We start from the raw sequence: 15,187 nt of genomic DNA, 5'->3' as shown, positions 1-15,187 counted from the left end.
GAACTCATAAAAAGAAGCGTGATTTTGGAAACAGAGCTACCTCAGGCGCCGGACGGAAACGTGCGTCTGTTACAGATTACCGATACCCATCTTTTCGCCAGTGCCGAAGGACGGCTGCTGGCCGTACGCACCGCCGAGAGTCTGGATGCCGTGCTGGCACGGGTGAAGGACAATGCACATCCGTTCGACCTGGTGCTCGCGACCGGGGATCTCTCCCAGGATCACAGCCCCGAGTCCTATCAGCGTTTTGCCTCCATGATGGCGCCCCTGGCTCGCCCCATCTACTGGCTGCCCGGCAATCATGACGACGGCCCGCTGATGACGGAGCAGTTGCATGCCGCCGGGATCAGCGAGGCCAAGCAGCTGGTGGGGGATCACTGGCAGATCATACTGCTCGACACCCAGGTGCGCGGCAAACCCCACGGCCTGCTCGGGGATCACCAGCTGGCAGCCCTGGACAGCGCATTGCGCCAGCATCCCGACCGCCACGCCCTCATCGCCCTGCACCATCAGGCGGTGCCCGTGGGCTGTGCCTGGCTGGATCAGCACAACCTCAAGAACGCCGACGAGCTGTTCGCCGTGCTGGCCCGCCACCCCCAGCAGAAGACCATCTTGTTTGGCCACGTCCACCAGGAGTTTGACGAAATGCACCGCGGGGTGCGGCTCATCGCCAGCCCCTCCACCTGCATCCAGTTCAAGCCCCTGTCAGATGGCTTCGCGCTGGACGAGTCCGGCCCGGGCTGGCGTTACCTGACCCTGTATCCGGATGGCCGGCTCGACAGCCAGGTCTGGCGCCTGCCCATGGGGCAGTTTGTGCCCGACCCCAATGCCACCGGTTACTGAGGGGGACGGCATGAAATCGGTCCTGCTCTACCTGCATGGCTTCAATTCGTCGCCGGGATCCGCCAAGGCACAGTTAATGAGGGAGCCGGCATGAAATCAGTCCTGCTCTATCTGCACGGCTTCAATTCGTCGCCGGGATCCGCCAAGGCACAGCAGATGGCGGCCTGGGTGGCGGCGCACAGGCCGGATATCGAGGTGATCATCCCGGCCCAGCCCAATACCCCGGCGGCGGCCTGGGCAGCCATCGAGCAGCAGATAGCGACCCTCAAGGCTCGCCATGGTGACGGACTGCGACTCGGTGCCGTGGGCAGCTCCCTCGGTGGCTTCATGGCGACCAGAGTGAGTGAGCTGCATGGCTGCCGCGCCGCGCTCATCAACCCGGCGGTGCGTCCCCACGAGCTCCTGCAAGACTATCTCGGTCCCCAGACCAACCCCTACACCGATGAGCGCTATGAGCTGCTGCCAGCCCACATGGACGAACTGCGTGCGCTGGCGGTGAGGGTGAGCGCCCCCGAGCGGCTCTGGATCCTGCAACAGCAGGAGGATGAGGTGCTCGACTATCGCAAGGCGCTGGAGGAGTACCGCTTCGCCCGCCTCTCCCTGGAGTGCGGCGGCAACCACGCCTTCGTCGGCTTCGAGCGCTATCCCGCCCAGATCATTCGCTTCCTCGGGCTCTAGCCATGCAAGCGCCGTTGGCCGCCTTTCTCGAACAGGTGCTGGCCACGGCCCAGGCCGGGCTCACCTACTCCAAGGATCCCTTCGACATCGGCCGCTTCGAGGCGCTGCGAAACGCCGCGGCGACCCTCATCGCCAGCCAGAGCGAGCTGGATCCCGCGGCCATCGCCCACTGGATTGCACTGGACAGCGGCTACCCCACCCCCAAGCTGGATGTGCGAGCCTTCATCGTGAATGAGGTCGGCCACATCTTGCTGGTGCAGGAATGCAGCGACGGCTGCTGGACCCTGCCGGGGGGCTGGTGCGATATCGGCGATTCCCCCGCAGAGGCTGTGGTGCGGGAAGTGCAGGAGGAGACGGGTCTTGCGTGCCATGCCACACGGCTGCTGGCGCTGTTCGACAAGCACAAACATCCCCATCCGCCCCAACTGCCCCACGCCCACAAGGCCTTCTTCCTGTGCGAGGTGACGGGGGGCGAGCTGCTGACCCAGACCGACGAGACCCAGGGCGCAGGCTACTTCCCCATCGACCAGCTACCCGAGCTCTCCCGCCACCGGGTGGTGGAGAGCCAACTGCACAGCCTGCATGGGCAGGTGCGAGAGGGGCGAGTGGAGACACTGTTCGACTGACGCTTTGTGACATCGGCTGGCAAGGAGGCCCCATGATCAAGCAAATCGGCAACACCCTCATTCAGGATAAACACAGGGCCAGCTGTCACTGCGGGGCGTTGGTGCTGGATCTCAGCCTGCCGGACGGAGTGGTGGATCCCCGCCGCTGCGACTGCTCCCTCTGTCGGCGGCGAGGGGCCATCGTCGCGTCGGTGCCGCTCGCGGGCATACGCATCCTGCAGGGGGAAGCGGTGCTGCGCTGCTACCAGTTCAATACCCGCACCGCCAAGCACTACTTCTGCGGCGTCTGCGGCATCTACACCCATCATCAGCGTCGCCCCAACCCGGCCGAGTACGGTTACAATCTCGCCTGTCTCGAGGGGGTCAATCCGTTTGATCTCGGTGACGTGCCCGTGCGAGACGGGGTCAACCATCCGGCGGACAGAAAGGGCTGACAAGAAGGCTTCATCTGCTTCTGTAGCGCCTCCGGGGGCTGTGTTACCCTTGGTTGGCCTGCCCAAGGCGGGTTTTCTCCGCTCTTTCTCCATCCACAGGGAGCCGCCATTGCCGATCGCCTCAGCCCTGCCCGATCTCATTCTGGGCGCCTCGCTCTATCTGCCGCCCCTGTTCAAGGCGGTGTTGCTCGGTCTGCTGGGCTGGTTGCCGGTTCATCATCTGCTGCGGGACTGGCTCTACGGCGGCGAGGTATGGCACCCCCTGCTGATGGATCTCTCCCTCTTCATCCTCGCCGTCAGCGGCGCGTTCTGGATCCTGCTTCATGGCTAAATCTCCCCTCGCGACCCTCAAATACTTCTCCACCCTGCTGGTGTGCGCCCTGGCGCTGGCGGCGGGCTGGTGGCTGTGGAACTACTACATGCAGGGGCCCTGGACCCGGGATGGCAAGGTGCGGGCCGAGCTGGTCAGCATCACCCCCGAGGTGTCGGGCAAGATCGTCAGCATCCCGGTGCGGGACAACCAGTTGGTGAAGGCGGGGGAGGTATTGTTCAACCTGGATCCCGTGCCTTACCGCATCGCCCTGGACAACGCCAGTGCGGCGCTCGCCAAGGCCAAGTCGGATCTCGACAAGGCCGAACACGAGGCGAACCGTCGCCAGAGCCTGTCTCGTACCGTCATCTCCGCCGAGGCAGTGGATGAGGCGCGGCTCAACGCCCAGGCGATGCGGGCGGCCTATCAGGTGGCCGAGGCGGATCTGGAGCAGGCCAGATGGTCCCTCACCCAGACCACCATCAAGGCCTCGAGCGATGGCTACATCACCAACCTGCAGACCCGGGTCGGCAACTATGCCAGCGCCGGTGTGCCCCTGGTGGCCCTGGTGGACATCCACTCCTTCTATGTGCAGGGCTACTTCGAGGAGACCAAGCTCAGGCACATCCAGCCGGGCAAACCGGCGCAGATCGTGCTCTACAGCGGTGAACAGGCGCTCAAGGGAGAGGTGGAGAGCATAGGGCGCGCCATTCACGATCAGAGCGTGGAGGGGAGCGACAGCCTGCTGCTCGATGTCAAACCGAACGTGCCCTGGGTGAGGCTGGCCCAGCGGGTGCCGGTGCGCATCCGCTTGCTGGAGGTGCCGTCCGGTCTGGCGCTCATCGCGGGCACCACCTGCACCATCACCATAGGAGGGTAAGATGAACGCCGGAGCATCCCTCTGGCGGCGCACCCCCTGGGGCCAGGCCAATGAGGGGCAGTGGCGCTACGCCCTGCGCAACAGCCTGGCCATGTGCCTGTCGCTCTGGCTGGCCTTCGTGCTGGAGCTGGATTCCCCTTACTGGGCCATGACCTCCGCCGCCGTGGTGAGCTTTCCCACCGTCGGCGGCGTCATCAGCAAGAGTCTGGGGCGGGTGGTGGGCAGCCTCATCGGCGCCATGGCCGCCGTGATGCTGACCGGTCTGGGCCTTGCCGACCCCTGGCTCTTCACCTTCCTCATCGCGCTCTGGCTCGGACTCTGCACCTACGTCTCCAACCACTATCAGAACAACGTCTCCTACACCTTCGCCCTGGCGGGTTACACGGCGGCCATCATCGCCTTCGCCTGCGTCAATGTGGACGATCCCCGCCACATCTTCGACATCGCCCAGGCGCGGGTGAGCGAGGTGATCACCGGCATTCTTTGTGGCGGCCTGATGATGATGATCCTGCCGAGCACCTCGGATGGCGAGACCCTGCTGGCCTCCCTGCAGCGCAGCCAGGCCCGGTTGCTGGAACACGCCAGACTGCTCTGGCTGGGGGAGGCGAGCGCCGACGTGCGCAGTGCCCACGAGGGGGTGATAGGCCAGATCCTGACCCTGAACCTGCTGCGCATCCAGGCGGTCTGGAGCCACCACCGGCTCAGGCGCCACAACAAGCTGCTCAACTTCCTGCTGCACCGCCAGCTGCGCATGGTCAGCCTGCTCTCGGGCCAGCGCCGCATGCTGCACAACCTGCCGGAGCAGGAGGCACAACTGCAGCCGCTGCTCGCCGAGGTGCTCAATGCCCTGAGCGATCCCGATTGCGACAAGGTGCGCATCGCCCGCCTGCTGGCCCCCCTGGCCATGGGCTCCGACGACTATCGGCTGCAGACCTTCTGGCGGCGGCTGCGGGTCTTCTGCTGGACCTATCTGGAGTGCCAGCGCTGGCTCAGCCGACTGGCTCGCTACGAGGGGCAGGAGTGGCCGACGCCGCCGCGTCACAGCTCGCTCACCAGCCACACCGACAGCCTGGAGGCGGCCTACAACGGTCTTCGCACCTTCGCCAGCGTGGTGCTGGGCTGCGCCTTCTGGATCAACACCCAGTGGGATTCGGGGGCGTCGGCGCTGACCATGCTCTCCATCTGCTGCGTGCTCTACTCGTCCGGGACGGCGCCCCTGAAGGGGATAGGCAACATGCAGAACGCCATCCTGCTGCTGAGCCTCGCCTGCTTTGCCATCAAGTTCGGCCTGATGATCCAGATAGATGACTTCTGGGTCTTCTGCGCCCTGCTGTTCCCGGCGCTGATGACCATGCAGATGCTCAAGCTGCAGCGGCCCGCCTCGGCGGCGCTCTGGGGCCAGCTCATCGTGCTCTGTGGCTCCTTCCTCGCCATCACCAATCCGCCGAGCTACGACTATCAGGGCTTCGTCAACGACAGCATCGCCAAGGTGCTGGGGGTCATGGTGGCCGGGTTGGCGTTCCAGATCCTCAGACCCAGCTCGGACTCTCGCAAGAGCCGGCGTCTCATCCGCCGCCTGCGGCTCGATTTCATGGATCAGCTCAGATCCCGCCCGCACCAGAGCGAGCCCGAGTTCGAGTCCAGGATCTATCACCTCATCGGCCAGCTCGGTCAGGGGACGGATCAGGGCGCCAGGATCTGGGGGCTGCGCTGGGGCGTGGTGCTGCTCAACTGCAGCCACATCGTCTGGCAACTGCGCCAGTGGCAGAGCCGGGATCCGGCGCTCTACCTGGTACGGGACGGCTGCCTTCGCTCCCTCAAGGGGATACTGGATGCCGGCGGGGTGCAGCATGATGCCCTGACGCGCACCCTGGCCGAACTGGGGCGCATCAGCCAGGGGCTGGCCACCAATCCCGAACCGACGGCCCAGGCACTGGCGGGGCTGGTGTGGCGGCTGCAATGCTCGCTATCCCAGTTGCAATTGGCGCTGCCTGGCACCCCCGAAGCCCGCTGAATCCCGCCAGTCGGGGTGACTTGGCCCCTCTGGATCACCCTTTGCCACAGACGGGTTTGTCCCAGCCCCGCTCAGCGAGTAAGATTCTCCCCAAACGTCAATTCGCAAGGCCCTCCATGTCTACTCAATACAATGCGGATGCCATCGAGGTTCTCAATGGCCTCGAACCGGTGCGTCGTCGCCCCGGCATGTACACCGACACCACCCGGCCCAACCACCTCGGCCAGGAGGTCATCGACAACAGCGTCGACGAGGCGCTGGCGGGACATGCCCGCAATCTGGAGGTGATCCTGCACGAGGATCAGTCCCTCGAGGTGATCGATGATGGCCGTGGCATGCCGGTGGACATCCACCCGGAGGAAGGGGTCAGCGGGGTCGAGCTCATCCTCTGCAAGCTGCACGCGGGTGGCAAGTTCTCCAACAAGAACTACCAGTTCTCCGGCGGTCTGCACGGGGTGGGCATCTCGGTGGTGAATGCCCTGTCCGATCGGGTCGAGGTGACGGTACGCCGGGACGGCCAGGTCTATGACATCGCCTTCGAGCGCGGCGACAAGGTGCAGGAGCTGACCATCACGGGTACTTGCGGGCGCCGCAACACCGGCACCCGGGTGCGCTTCTGGCCCCAGGCGAGCTATTTCGACTCGCCGCGCTTCTCGGTCTCCAAGCTCGAGCACCTGCTTAAAGCCAAAGCCGTGCTCTGCCCCGGCCTCACCATCAAGTTCCTGGACAAGAACACCGGCATCAAGCTCGAGTGGTGCTACGAGGATGGCCTCAAGGATTACCTGGTCGATGCGGTCAAGCAGTTCACCTGTCTGCCGGAGCAGCCCTTCGTCGGCACCTTCAGCACCGAGCAGTCGGCGGTGGACTGGGCCCTGTGCTGGCTGCCGGAGGGGGGCGAATGCCTCGCCGAATCCTATGTGAACCTCATTCCCACCGCGCTCGGCGGTACCCACGTCAACGGTCTGCGCCAGGGGCTGCTCGACGCCATGCGCGAGTTCTGCGAGTTCCGCAACCTGCTGCCGCGCGGGGTCAAGCTCACCCCGGAAGACATCTGGGATCGCTGCGCCTACATCCTCTCCATCAAGATGCAGGATCCGCAGTTCGCCGGTCAGACCAAGGAGCGACTGTCGTCGCGCCAGAGCTCGGCCTTTGTCTCCGGGGTGGTGAAGGATGCCTTCAGCCTTTACTTGAACAGCAACACCGAGCTGGCGGAGCAGCTGGCGGAGCTCTGCATCTCCAGCGCCCAGCGCCGGATGCGCGCCGCCAAGACGGTGGTGCGCAAGAAAATCACCCAGGGTCCTGCTCTGCCCGGCAAGCTTACCGACTGTGGCTGCGCCGATCCCATGCAAGGGGAATTGTTCCTGGTGGAGGGTGACTCCGCGGGCGGCAGTGCCAAGCAGGCGCGGGATCGCGAGTTTCAGGCCATCATGCCCCTGCGCGGCAAGATCCTGAATACCTGGGAGGTGGAGGCCGGCCAGGTGCTCGCCTCCCAGGAGGTGCACGACATCTCGGTGGCCATCGGTCTGGATCCGGATTCGGACGATCTCTCCGGCCTGCGCTACGGCAAGGTGTGCATCCTCGCGGATGCGGACTCGGACGGTCTGCACATTGCCACCCTGCTGTGTGCCCTGTTCGTGAAGCATTTCCGCACCCTGGTCAAGCAGGGTCACGTCTATGTGGCCATGCCGCCGCTCTATCGCATCGACATCGGCAAGGAGGTCTTCTACGCCCTCGACGAGGACGAGAAGAACGGCGTGCTGCAGCGGGTCGAGGCGGAGAAGAAGAAGGGCAAGGTGATGGTGACCCGATTCAAGGGCCTGGGCGAGATGAACCCCAAGCAGCTGCGGGAAACCACCATGGATCCCAACACCCGCCGTCTGGTACAGCTCACCATGGATGACGGGGGAGAAGAGGGGGACGAGACCTTGCAACTGATGGACATGCTGCTGGCCAAGAAGCGCGCCTCCGATCGCCGCGAGTGGCTGGAAGAGAAGGGCAACCTTGCCATCATCTAAGCCATCGGTCATTTGCCGATCCGCATATCAGGTGTGCCCCCCGAGGGCGCACCCTAGCATGAGAAAAACCTATGAGTGATGCTATCGAGCTCAGTCTGGATGGGGTAGAGCGTCAGCCGATGCGCACCTTTACCGAACAGGCTTACTTGAACTACTCCATGTACGTCATCATGGATCGGGCCCTGCCGCACATCGGCGATGGCCTCAAGCCCGTGCAGCGGCGCATCATCTACGCCATGAGCGAGCTGGGGCTGTCGGCCCTCTCCAAGCACAAGAAATCCGCCCGTACCGTGGGTGACGTGCTGGGTAAGTACCATCCCCACGGCGACAGCGCCTGCTACGAGGCCATGGTGCTGATGGCCCAGCCCTTCTCCTACCGCTACCCGCTGGTGGACGGTCAGGGCAACTGGGGGGCGCCGGATGATCCCAAATCCTTCGCCGCCATGCGTTACACCGAGGCGCGGCTGTCCCGCTTCTCCGAGCTACTGCTCTCAGAGCTCGGCCAAGGCACGGTGGAGTGGACCCCGAACTTCGACGGTACCATGAAGGAACCCGTGGTGCTGCCGGCCCGTCTGCCCCACATCCTGCTCAACGGGGTGACCGGCATCGCGGTGGGCATGGCGACGGATATCCCGCCCCACAACGCTCGGGAAGTGGCTTATGCTTGTGCGGAGCTGCTGGACAACCCAAACGCCGGTCTGGATGTGTTGATGCAGCATATTCAAGGGCCGGACTATCCGACCAACGCCGAGATCATCACCCCCCGCGACGACATCCGCAAAATCTACGAGACCGGCAAGGGCTCCATCAAGCAGCGGGCGGTCTGGAGCGAGGAGGATGGGGACATCGTCATCACGGCGCTGCCCCATCAGGCCTCCGGCGCCAAGATCATGGAGCAGATCGCCGCCCAGATGGTGGCCAAGAAGCTGCCCATGGTCACCGACCTGCGAGACGAATCGGACCATGAGAACCCGACCCGTCTGGTGATCATCCCCCGTTCCAACCGGGTGGACGTGGAGGGGCTGATGGCCCACCTGTTCGCCACCACGGATCTGGAGAAGAACTACCGGGTCAACCTCAACATCCTGGGGCTCGATAACCGCCCCCAGGTGAAAGATCTCAAGATGATCCTCTCCGAGTGGATCACGTTCCGCCGCGAGACGGTGCGTCGCCGCCTGCAGTTCCGCCTGGACAAGGTGCTGGCCCGCCTGCATATCCTCGAAGGCTTGCTCATCGCCTACCTCAACATCGACGAGGTGATCGAGATCATCCGCACCGAGGATGAGCCGGGCAAGGTGATGGTGGAGCGCTTCAACATCAGCGAGACCCAGGCCGAAGCTATCCTCGAGCTCAAACTGCGCCATCTGGCGAAACTCGAAGAGTTCAAGCTGCGCGCCGAGCAAAGCGAGCTGGCCGAGGAGCGTGACAAGCTGGAACTCATCCTGGGCTCCGAGCGTCGTCTCAACACCCTGCTCAAGAAAGAGCTGCTGGCGGATGCCGAGAAGTACGGCGACGATCGCCGCACCCCGTTGGTGGAGCGCGCCACCGCAGTGGCGCTCACCGAAAAAGAGCTGACCCCGAGCGAGCCGGTCACCGTCATCCTCTCCGACAAGGGCTGGGTACGCGCCGCCAAGGGCCACGACGTGGACGTGGAGGGGCTCTCCTACAAGGCGGGGGACAGCTATCTCGCCCACGCCTTCGGGCGCAGCAACCAGCAGGCGGTGTTCCTCTCGACCTTAGGAAGAACCTATGCGCTGGAGGCCCATACCCTGCCCTCCGCCCGCAGCCAGGGCGAGCCGCTCACCGGCCGCTTCGCGCTGGGCGCAGGCGAAGAGGTGCGTCATCTGGTGATGGGCAACGAAGGCGAGCCGTACCTGATCGCGAGCGACGCCGGTTACGGGTTTGTCTGCCACTACGACGACCTCATCGGCAAGAACAAGAACGGCAAGGCGCTGCTCAGCGTGCCGGAAGGGGGCCTGGTGATGGCGCCCCAGAAGATTGGCTCGCCGGAAACTGATCTGTGCATGGCCATCTCCAACGAGGGCCGCATGCTGCTGTTCCCGCTCAATACCCTGCCGGTGCTCGGCAAGGGCAAGGGCAACAAGCTCATCAGCATCCCGTCCGCTCGCGTGAAGGCGCGGGAGGAGTTTGTGGTGATGGCCGCCGTGATCCCGCAGGGCCAGTCGGTGACCCTGTTCGCCGGCAAGCGCAAGCTGACTCTCAAGCCGTCTGATCTCGACTACTACCGCGGCGAGCGCGGCCGCCGCGGCGCCAAGCTGCCCCGCGGCTTGCAGCGGGTGGACAGAATAGAGATTGAACCGGTGACCGGCGCCGAGCCGGTAGTGGGGGAAAATCAGGAAGGGTAATTAATATTAAAAGGGCGCGAAAGCGCCCTTTCTATTTAGATAGTGAATCTATCCAAAACAATCAGCTACCTTTGAGTTTGTCTTACATCGAAGACAGAATTTTTTTTAAGCGATCTTGCGCTTCTGCTTTATTGTACAGTTCTTGAGCTTTTGTGTGGTCTTGCTTTACGCCAATACCTTTTTCATATATTAGCCCTAGTGAGCGTTGCGCGTCGGAATTTCCTTGATTTGCAGATCTTTCATACCATTTCTTCGCTTGATTGTAATTTTCTTCTACGCCTTCGCCAAGAAAATACATAGAACCGATAAGGAATTCAGCTTTTGAATTTCCCTGTTTAGCTGATTTTTCAAACCACTCCTTGGCTTGACTGTAATCCTGCTTTACGCCACTACCGTTGTAATACAACATCCCAATATTTAGTTGAGCTTTAGCATACCCTTGGTTAGCTGCTTTTTCATACCATTTTCTTGCTTGCTCGTAATCCGGCGACATCCCATCTGCGTTATCATGCATCCAGCCTAAAAAAAATTGAGCTTCGGCATTTCCCTGTTTAGCTGATTTTTCGAGCCATTCCTTAGCTTGACTGTAATCCTGCTTTACGCCACTACCGTTGAGATACAACATACCAATACTTGATTGAGCTTCAGCATCCCCTTGGTTAGCTGCTCTTTCATACCACTCCTTAGCTTGATTAAAATCAAGCTGCACTCCATTGCCTGAGTTGTACTTCACACCAAGGCAATACTGCGCTTCAGCATTCCCTTTATTTGCGACTTCTACATAAAATGAAACATCCCTATCACATGTTTTATAAGCAACTGTTTCTTGTGGGGCAAGCTCTTTCGTTCATGAGGTAGTGCTAAATACCAGCAATAACACTCCTAACTCAATATGTTTTTTCATTTCAATTGTCACCCTATTAATGAAATATTATTTTCAATTATTTTACGTTTTTCACGCTAGTCGCGGCCTTGTTGATCAAATCCGAAGTAAAATAACCGTCTCCCAACCCGTAGGCAATCCTCAATTCACTGGCTGGCAAACAGGGCCGTAGGTCTGATTAGCGCAGCGTAATCAGACAATAGTGAAAACCAGTTGTCACTTTTTTGTAGGAATTTCAACTGATCTCTAAGTCCATAACCACCGAGATTGTGGTACAGCCGATTACGCTTCGCTAATCGACCCTACTTGCTCCTACTCGATTCAACGCTCTGGTGCTGGTCGATAACTTCTTTTGTGATGGCTTGCCCCCTCCTCAACCCTTCTCCTGCGAGGGGAGAAGGGAGCTCAGACTCAGTTAGTTAGGACTATGGTGGCTGCGTGACTGGACGTAGCTATTTGGCCGAGGGTGAGATGGGGGAGGAGTCTGACAGTCTGGAATAACCACAGGTGTATGGAATGACTGTTACGGCTGGAAGCTGGTGCGATACTGTCCCCTCTCCCCTTGGGAGAGGGCCAGGGTGAGGGGAACCGGTAGGTCAGGGTAGCAGCCAAGTGGCATCCCCCCTGACCCTTTAGTTATTGAAATTCCACGCAATGGGCAGCTCGACGTCGAAGACAAGCTCGTCCCCGTCGAGGCTGAAAGCCAGGCTGGTCTGGTGCTGGTCGTATTCGTTGATAATCAGGCAGCTCTCGGCGAAGTTGGATTCGTAGTTGAGTTGGGCGATACCCCCAGCTGCATCATCAGCGAGCTCGATGCTGAGCACTCGCAGCGGGTTCTCCTGGCTCAAGTTGACCCGGGTGTCCCCCACGTCCACCAGCCGCTCCAGCAGGGGGAAGAAGTCCCGCTTGTGGGCCTCGATGGCCTGGCTGATGGCCTGCTTGAGTGCGCTTTGGGTAGCGAAGGGGCCGCCCAAGGGGTAGCGGGTCTGGATCCTTTCCTGAGTCATGGCGTGTCCTCCTGAATTGAGAGATGAGCATAGCGTGAGCCACTGAGGGCCCTTGAACCTAGACCCGAGATCGGCTTGTTTTATTGCACATTATCGTCTCTGCCTTATTCCATCAGGGTATTTCTAATCCCGATAGCTGAAACGATCTGTGAAATCACCATAAGGTAGTGGTTCATAGAGCATCAGGCGGGGAGGCGGCCATTGCGCACCAGGGCCCGGCGGATGTTCTTGCACATCTTGCCGAAGCTGTAGAGCTCGTCGAAGGTCGGCGGGATGCCGCGATCGATCTGGTATTGCCAGTAGCAAAGATCCGTATCCACCAGTTCCATCAGCTTCTTGGGGCAGCCGATGCAGGTGTTGTCCGGGCCGCATTTGAAGGTGTCCGGCTGGTAGAGCGGGAACTCTGCCTTCACGGCGTCGATGATCTGCTGCATGGCGGTGATGCGGTCGGGTTTTCTGCTCATGGCTGGCCCCTGCTGCCGGTGGAAAGGAGCCATTATAACCCTGACAAACTGCAGGCCTATGACGCTTAGGGGGTAGTTTGGCCGAGGCCGGATAGCATCACGCCCGGCGAGCCGGGCGTGATGGAGTCCTGGGGCAAGGGGAGCATCCCTAGAAGTCGTGGTAGAGGGGCCAGCCAAGCAATGGGTGTTTGAGACCAGCACGCATCTCCATGTTGTCGAGCTTCTCCGGCGAGGCGTTCTCCTGCTGCAACTGCTGATACTGGCGCACGAAGTTCAAGGTGTGCAGCAGATTGGACACGAAGCCCGGGCTCAGCTCCTGGCGCAGGGCGTCGGCCATGTCGGCGGGCAGCTCGGCCAGCAGCAGTGCCAGCTGGGCGGCGATATAATCCTGCTCCAGCCAGGCATCTTGCAGCACGATATCCCGTGCCAGCCGACGCTTGAGATCCTGTTTCACCTTGAGCGGGGCGGCGCCACTGCCCTTGCCGCACAGGATGCGATAGAGCAGGGCCTCCGCCAGCTTGTCTTCCATGGTGGGGTGATCGTTGTCATAGGCGAAGAAGTGGCCGTCCAGCAGCCCCATCAGCCGGGACTTGTTGTGCTCGGCCAGGGCCTTCTCGTACTCCTGCCAGCCTTGCCACTCCTCCACGTCCGGCGGGCTCGAGATCTTGTCCAAGAGCCGCGCATCCACGTCCCCGTAGAGGCTGTTGCCCGCCTGCTTGGGGCTGACGGTGATGAGCATGGACCAGCCCTTCTGGAACGGCTTGATGGGCCCTTCCGGCGCCTGCAGCAGGGCCAGCGCCCGGGCCACGTCCCGCCCGGAGAGCTCCTGCAGCCCCAGGCTCACCACGCCGATGACGTCGTGGGCGGCTTGTTCGAGCAGGTGCATCTTGTACTTGTTGTAGTACTTGTCGGCGAATTTCAGGCTCATCAGCACCGCCTTGCCCTTGATGGCGGCGAGCTGCTGCTGACTCAAGCGTTCGTTGTCGCGCCCGAAGCGCAGCACCTGGCTGAGGAAGGGGCCTTCATTGGCCTCACGAATGACGAGTTGCATGGGTCTCTACCTCAATCCAGGAAGCTGAACATGTCGTCGACGTCGCCGTACTCGTCTTCCTCGACCTTGTTCTTCTCCTTGGCCTGCATCACCAGTTCGGCGGCGAACTTGTTGATGATGCCATCCCAGGAGGAGGTTTCGCTGCGCAGCAGGGCCTTGATGGCTTTTTCCACCTCGGGGGCCTGCTCGCGAATGAGCATCAACAGGCTTCTCGGGTCATCCAGGGAGTAGTCGTGGGTGCCCTCGGCCTGCTGGCGCTCGCTGTAGCGCAGGGACTCCTCGAGATCCTCCTCTTCGGCGTGCAACACGTCCCCATAGCCTTCGTCATCCTCATAGCGATCGCCCCGGTAGAACTCGATGAAGGGGATGGCGAGGTAGAAGAGGCCGGCGGGATCCTCGGCGATGCACTCGAGGATCTCCCGCTGCTTGGCCTCGCTGTCCTGGGTGCGGATCAGGTAGTTGAGAAAATCGAAGGTGTGCTGCTGCAGCTCGTCGGCGTTGTTCTTGATGGCCTCTTCCCAGTAGAGGGGCTGCTGGCAGACGATGTCGCGGATCCGCTCCGGGGTCATCAGCTCGGAGATGATGGACGGGAAGGAGATGTCGTGCTGGCCGTTGATCTGGGTCAGGGTGACGATATCAATATTTTCAATGACTTCGGCCAACTGCTCGTCAGACATGGTCTTGGCGATCAGTTCGAACTTCTCGCTGGCCTGTTTCGGCTCGATCACCGCCAGCTCTTTGATCTCGATGGCGGTAATTTCTATCAGACTGTTGCTCATGCTCTGCCTCAAGTTAGAAACGTACTTCGTCGTACATGTCTTGATCGTCTTCCTCGCCATTGCCGCCATGATAATCGGCGTCGGCATCTTCCCCGTCCTCGTCATCTTCGTCGCGCAACTCATAGTCGTCATCGGCATGACGGCCACCGCGGGGCTGCGGGTTGTCCAGCAGATAGAGCACGGCGCAGGCCTCGATGAGCTGATCCTCGCTCTGGGCGCGCACTGCCTTGACCAGGGGGAGGTCTGCGTTGTTGAACGCCACCGACACCTTGAACGCATCCCAGTCGGGCTGGACGCCGCTCGCGAGCCACTTGGCCCACTCCAGCTTGGCCTTGGGGGGGAACTGCACCCGGCCATAGAGGGCCAGCGGCAGGTATTCGGGCATGAACTCCAGCATGCTGATATCCGCCAGCAGCAGGGCCTTCATCTTGCCGGTGAACTGTTCCAGCGCCTTGGGCTGATCCTGATCCCGGTAGGATTCGATGTTTTCGCCGGCATCGCTTTGCAGCGCCTTGAGCCGCGCCTGGTCCCATTTTTTTTGCATATCAGCCTCAGGGGTAAAATTGGTCCCACATCTCCTGCATGGCAGCAGCGGGATCGGTCACGATGACGTTGTTGAAATCCTTGATGAAAGCGGCGCGGGCCTTGGGGTCGGAAAGCACTTCATAGGCCTTCTTCACCTGATGCAGCCGGATGGCGGCCTGCTCTTTCTCTTCTTCACTCGCCCCAATCAGCTTGTCGGGGTGGAACTGGTTCGAGAGCCGTCGATAGGCTTTCTTGATGTCGTTTTCGCTGGCGTTGGACTTGACGCCCAGCACCCGAAAGTAGTTGTTCATG

At 61.4% G+C, this 15,187-nt stretch carries 16 protein-coding genes and 1 pseudogene; 10 read left to right on the top strand and 7 right to left on the bottom strand.

Annotation, left to right across the window (positions count from 1 at the left end):
• The first annotated feature begins 24 nt into the window (after positions 1-24).
• The 10 genes from cpdA (at position 25) to parC (ending at position 10,166) form a co-directional block, all read left to right on the top strand.
• On the top strand, positions 25-843 hold the full coding sequence (gene cpdA / locus ACW5W7_RS09980) for a 3',5'-cyclic-AMP phosphodiesterase (protein ID WP_456501583.1): 819 nt from the start codon (positions 25-27) through the stop codon (positions 841-843).
• The gene (locus tag ACW5W7_RS09975) at positions 767-937 is read left to right on the top strand and encodes a YqiA/YcfP family alpha/beta fold hydrolase (RefSeq protein WP_456501582.1); all 171 of its coding nucleotides are present in this window, start codon (positions 767-769) and stop codon (positions 935-937) included. Before cpdA ends, ACW5W7_RS09975 begins: the two co-directional genes overlap by 77 nt.
• On the top strand, positions 934-1,521 hold the full coding sequence (locus ACW5W7_RS09970) for a YqiA/YcfP family alpha/beta fold hydrolase (RefSeq protein ID WP_456501581.1): 588 nt from the start codon (positions 934-936) through the stop codon (positions 1,519-1,521). The genes ACW5W7_RS09975 and ACW5W7_RS09970 overlap by 4 nt, the downstream gene beginning before the upstream one ends.
• Before the next feature lie 2 nt (positions 1,522-1,523).
• A complete protein-coding gene (locus ACW5W7_RS09965) occupies positions 1,524-2,147 on the top strand; it encodes an NUDIX hydrolase (RefSeq protein WP_456501580.1) in 624 nt (207 codons plus the stop codon).
• Positions 2,148-2,179: 32 nt separating this feature from the next.
• Complete coding sequence (locus ACW5W7_RS09960) at positions 2,180-2,581, top strand: GFA family protein (RefSeq protein WP_456501579.1); 402 nt, start codon at positions 2,180-2,182, stop codon at positions 2,579-2,581.
• Between the two features lie 109 nt (positions 2,582-2,690).
• Entirely contained in the window at positions 2,691-2,912 is a 222-nt protein-coding gene (locus ACW5W7_RS09955; RefSeq protein ID WP_349919863.1) for a DUF1656 domain-containing protein, read from the top strand.
• Positions 2,905-3,771, top strand: a complete 867-nt coding sequence (locus ACW5W7_RS09950; RefSeq protein WP_456501578.1) for an efflux RND transporter periplasmic adaptor subunit — start codon at positions 2,905-2,907, stop codon at positions 3,769-3,771. The genes ACW5W7_RS09955 and ACW5W7_RS09950 overlap by 8 nt, the downstream gene beginning before the upstream one ends.
• A 1-nt stretch (position 3,772) precedes the next feature.
• Complete coding sequence (locus tag ACW5W7_RS09945) at positions 3,773-5,785, top strand: FUSC family protein (RefSeq protein WP_456501577.1); 2,013 nt, start codon at positions 3,773-3,775, stop codon at positions 5,783-5,785.
• A gap of 116 nt (positions 5,786-5,901) precedes the next feature.
• Positions 5,902-7,800, top strand: a complete 1,899-nt coding sequence (parE, locus tag ACW5W7_RS09940; protein WP_456501576.1) for a DNA topoisomerase IV subunit B — start codon at positions 5,902-5,904, stop codon at positions 7,798-7,800.
• Between the two features lie 71 nt (positions 7,801-7,871).
• The gene (gene parC, locus ACW5W7_RS09935; protein WP_456501575.1) at positions 7,872-10,166 is read left to right on the top strand and encodes a DNA topoisomerase IV subunit A; all 2,295 of its coding nucleotides are present in this window, start codon (positions 7,872-7,874) and stop codon (positions 10,164-10,166) included.
• An 82-nt stretch (positions 10,167-10,248) separates the two neighbouring features.
• Here the strand turns inward: parC and ACW5W7_RS09930 are convergent.
• The 7 genes and pseudogenes from ACW5W7_RS09930 to atcJ all read right to left on the bottom strand — a co-directional run.
• Positions 10,249-10,911 (bottom strand): annotated as a pseudogene (locus tag ACW5W7_RS09930) (tetratricopeptide repeat protein); the annotation flags it as partial.
• 770 nt (positions 10,912-11,681) lie between these two features.
• Positions 11,682-12,056 (bottom strand): hypothetical protein, encoded by a 375-nt coding sequence (locus ACW5W7_RS09925; protein WP_456501574.1) that lies wholly within the window; start codon positions 12,054-12,056, stop codon positions 11,682-11,684.
• A gap of 182 nt (positions 12,057-12,238) precedes the next feature.
• On the bottom strand, positions 12,239-12,490 hold the full coding sequence (locus ACW5W7_RS09920; protein WP_349922576.1) for a hypothetical protein: 252 nt from the start codon (positions 12,488-12,490) through the stop codon (positions 12,239-12,241).
• Positions 12,491-12,668: 178 nt separating this feature from the next.
• A complete protein-coding gene (gene atcC, locus ACW5W7_RS09915) occupies positions 12,669-13,571 on the bottom strand; it encodes a cold adaptation protein AtcC (protein WP_456501573.1) in 903 nt (300 codons plus the stop codon).
• Positions 13,572-13,582: 11 nt separating this feature from the next.
• The gene (gene atcB, locus ACW5W7_RS09910) at positions 13,583-14,350 is read right to left on the bottom strand and encodes a cold adaptation protein AtcB (protein WP_349919848.1); all 768 of its coding nucleotides are present in this window, start codon (positions 14,348-14,350) and stop codon (positions 13,583-13,585) included.
• A 13-nt stretch (positions 14,351-14,363) separates the two neighbouring features.
• Positions 14,364-14,894 carry a cold adaptation protein AtcA gene (gene atcA, locus ACW5W7_RS09905; protein ID WP_456501572.1) on the bottom strand — a complete coding sequence of 177 codons (531 nt, stop codon included), beginning with the start codon at positions 14,892-14,894 and terminating at the stop codon, positions 14,364-14,366.
• Positions 14,895-14,901: 7 nt separating this feature from the next.
• Positions 14,902-15,186 (bottom strand): cold adaptation protein ActJcold adaptation protein ActJ, encoded by a 285-nt coding sequence (gene atcJ, locus ACW5W7_RS09900; protein ID WP_349919844.1) that lies wholly within the window; start codon positions 15,184-15,186, stop codon positions 14,902-14,904.
• Position 15,187: the final 1 nt, after the last annotated feature.

The sequence above is a fragment of the Aeromonas intestinalis genome (genome assembly GCF_054052485.1).
The sequence above is the reverse complement of the archived record's forward strand: the minus strand, read 5'-3'. Positions and strand labels throughout refer to the sequence as shown.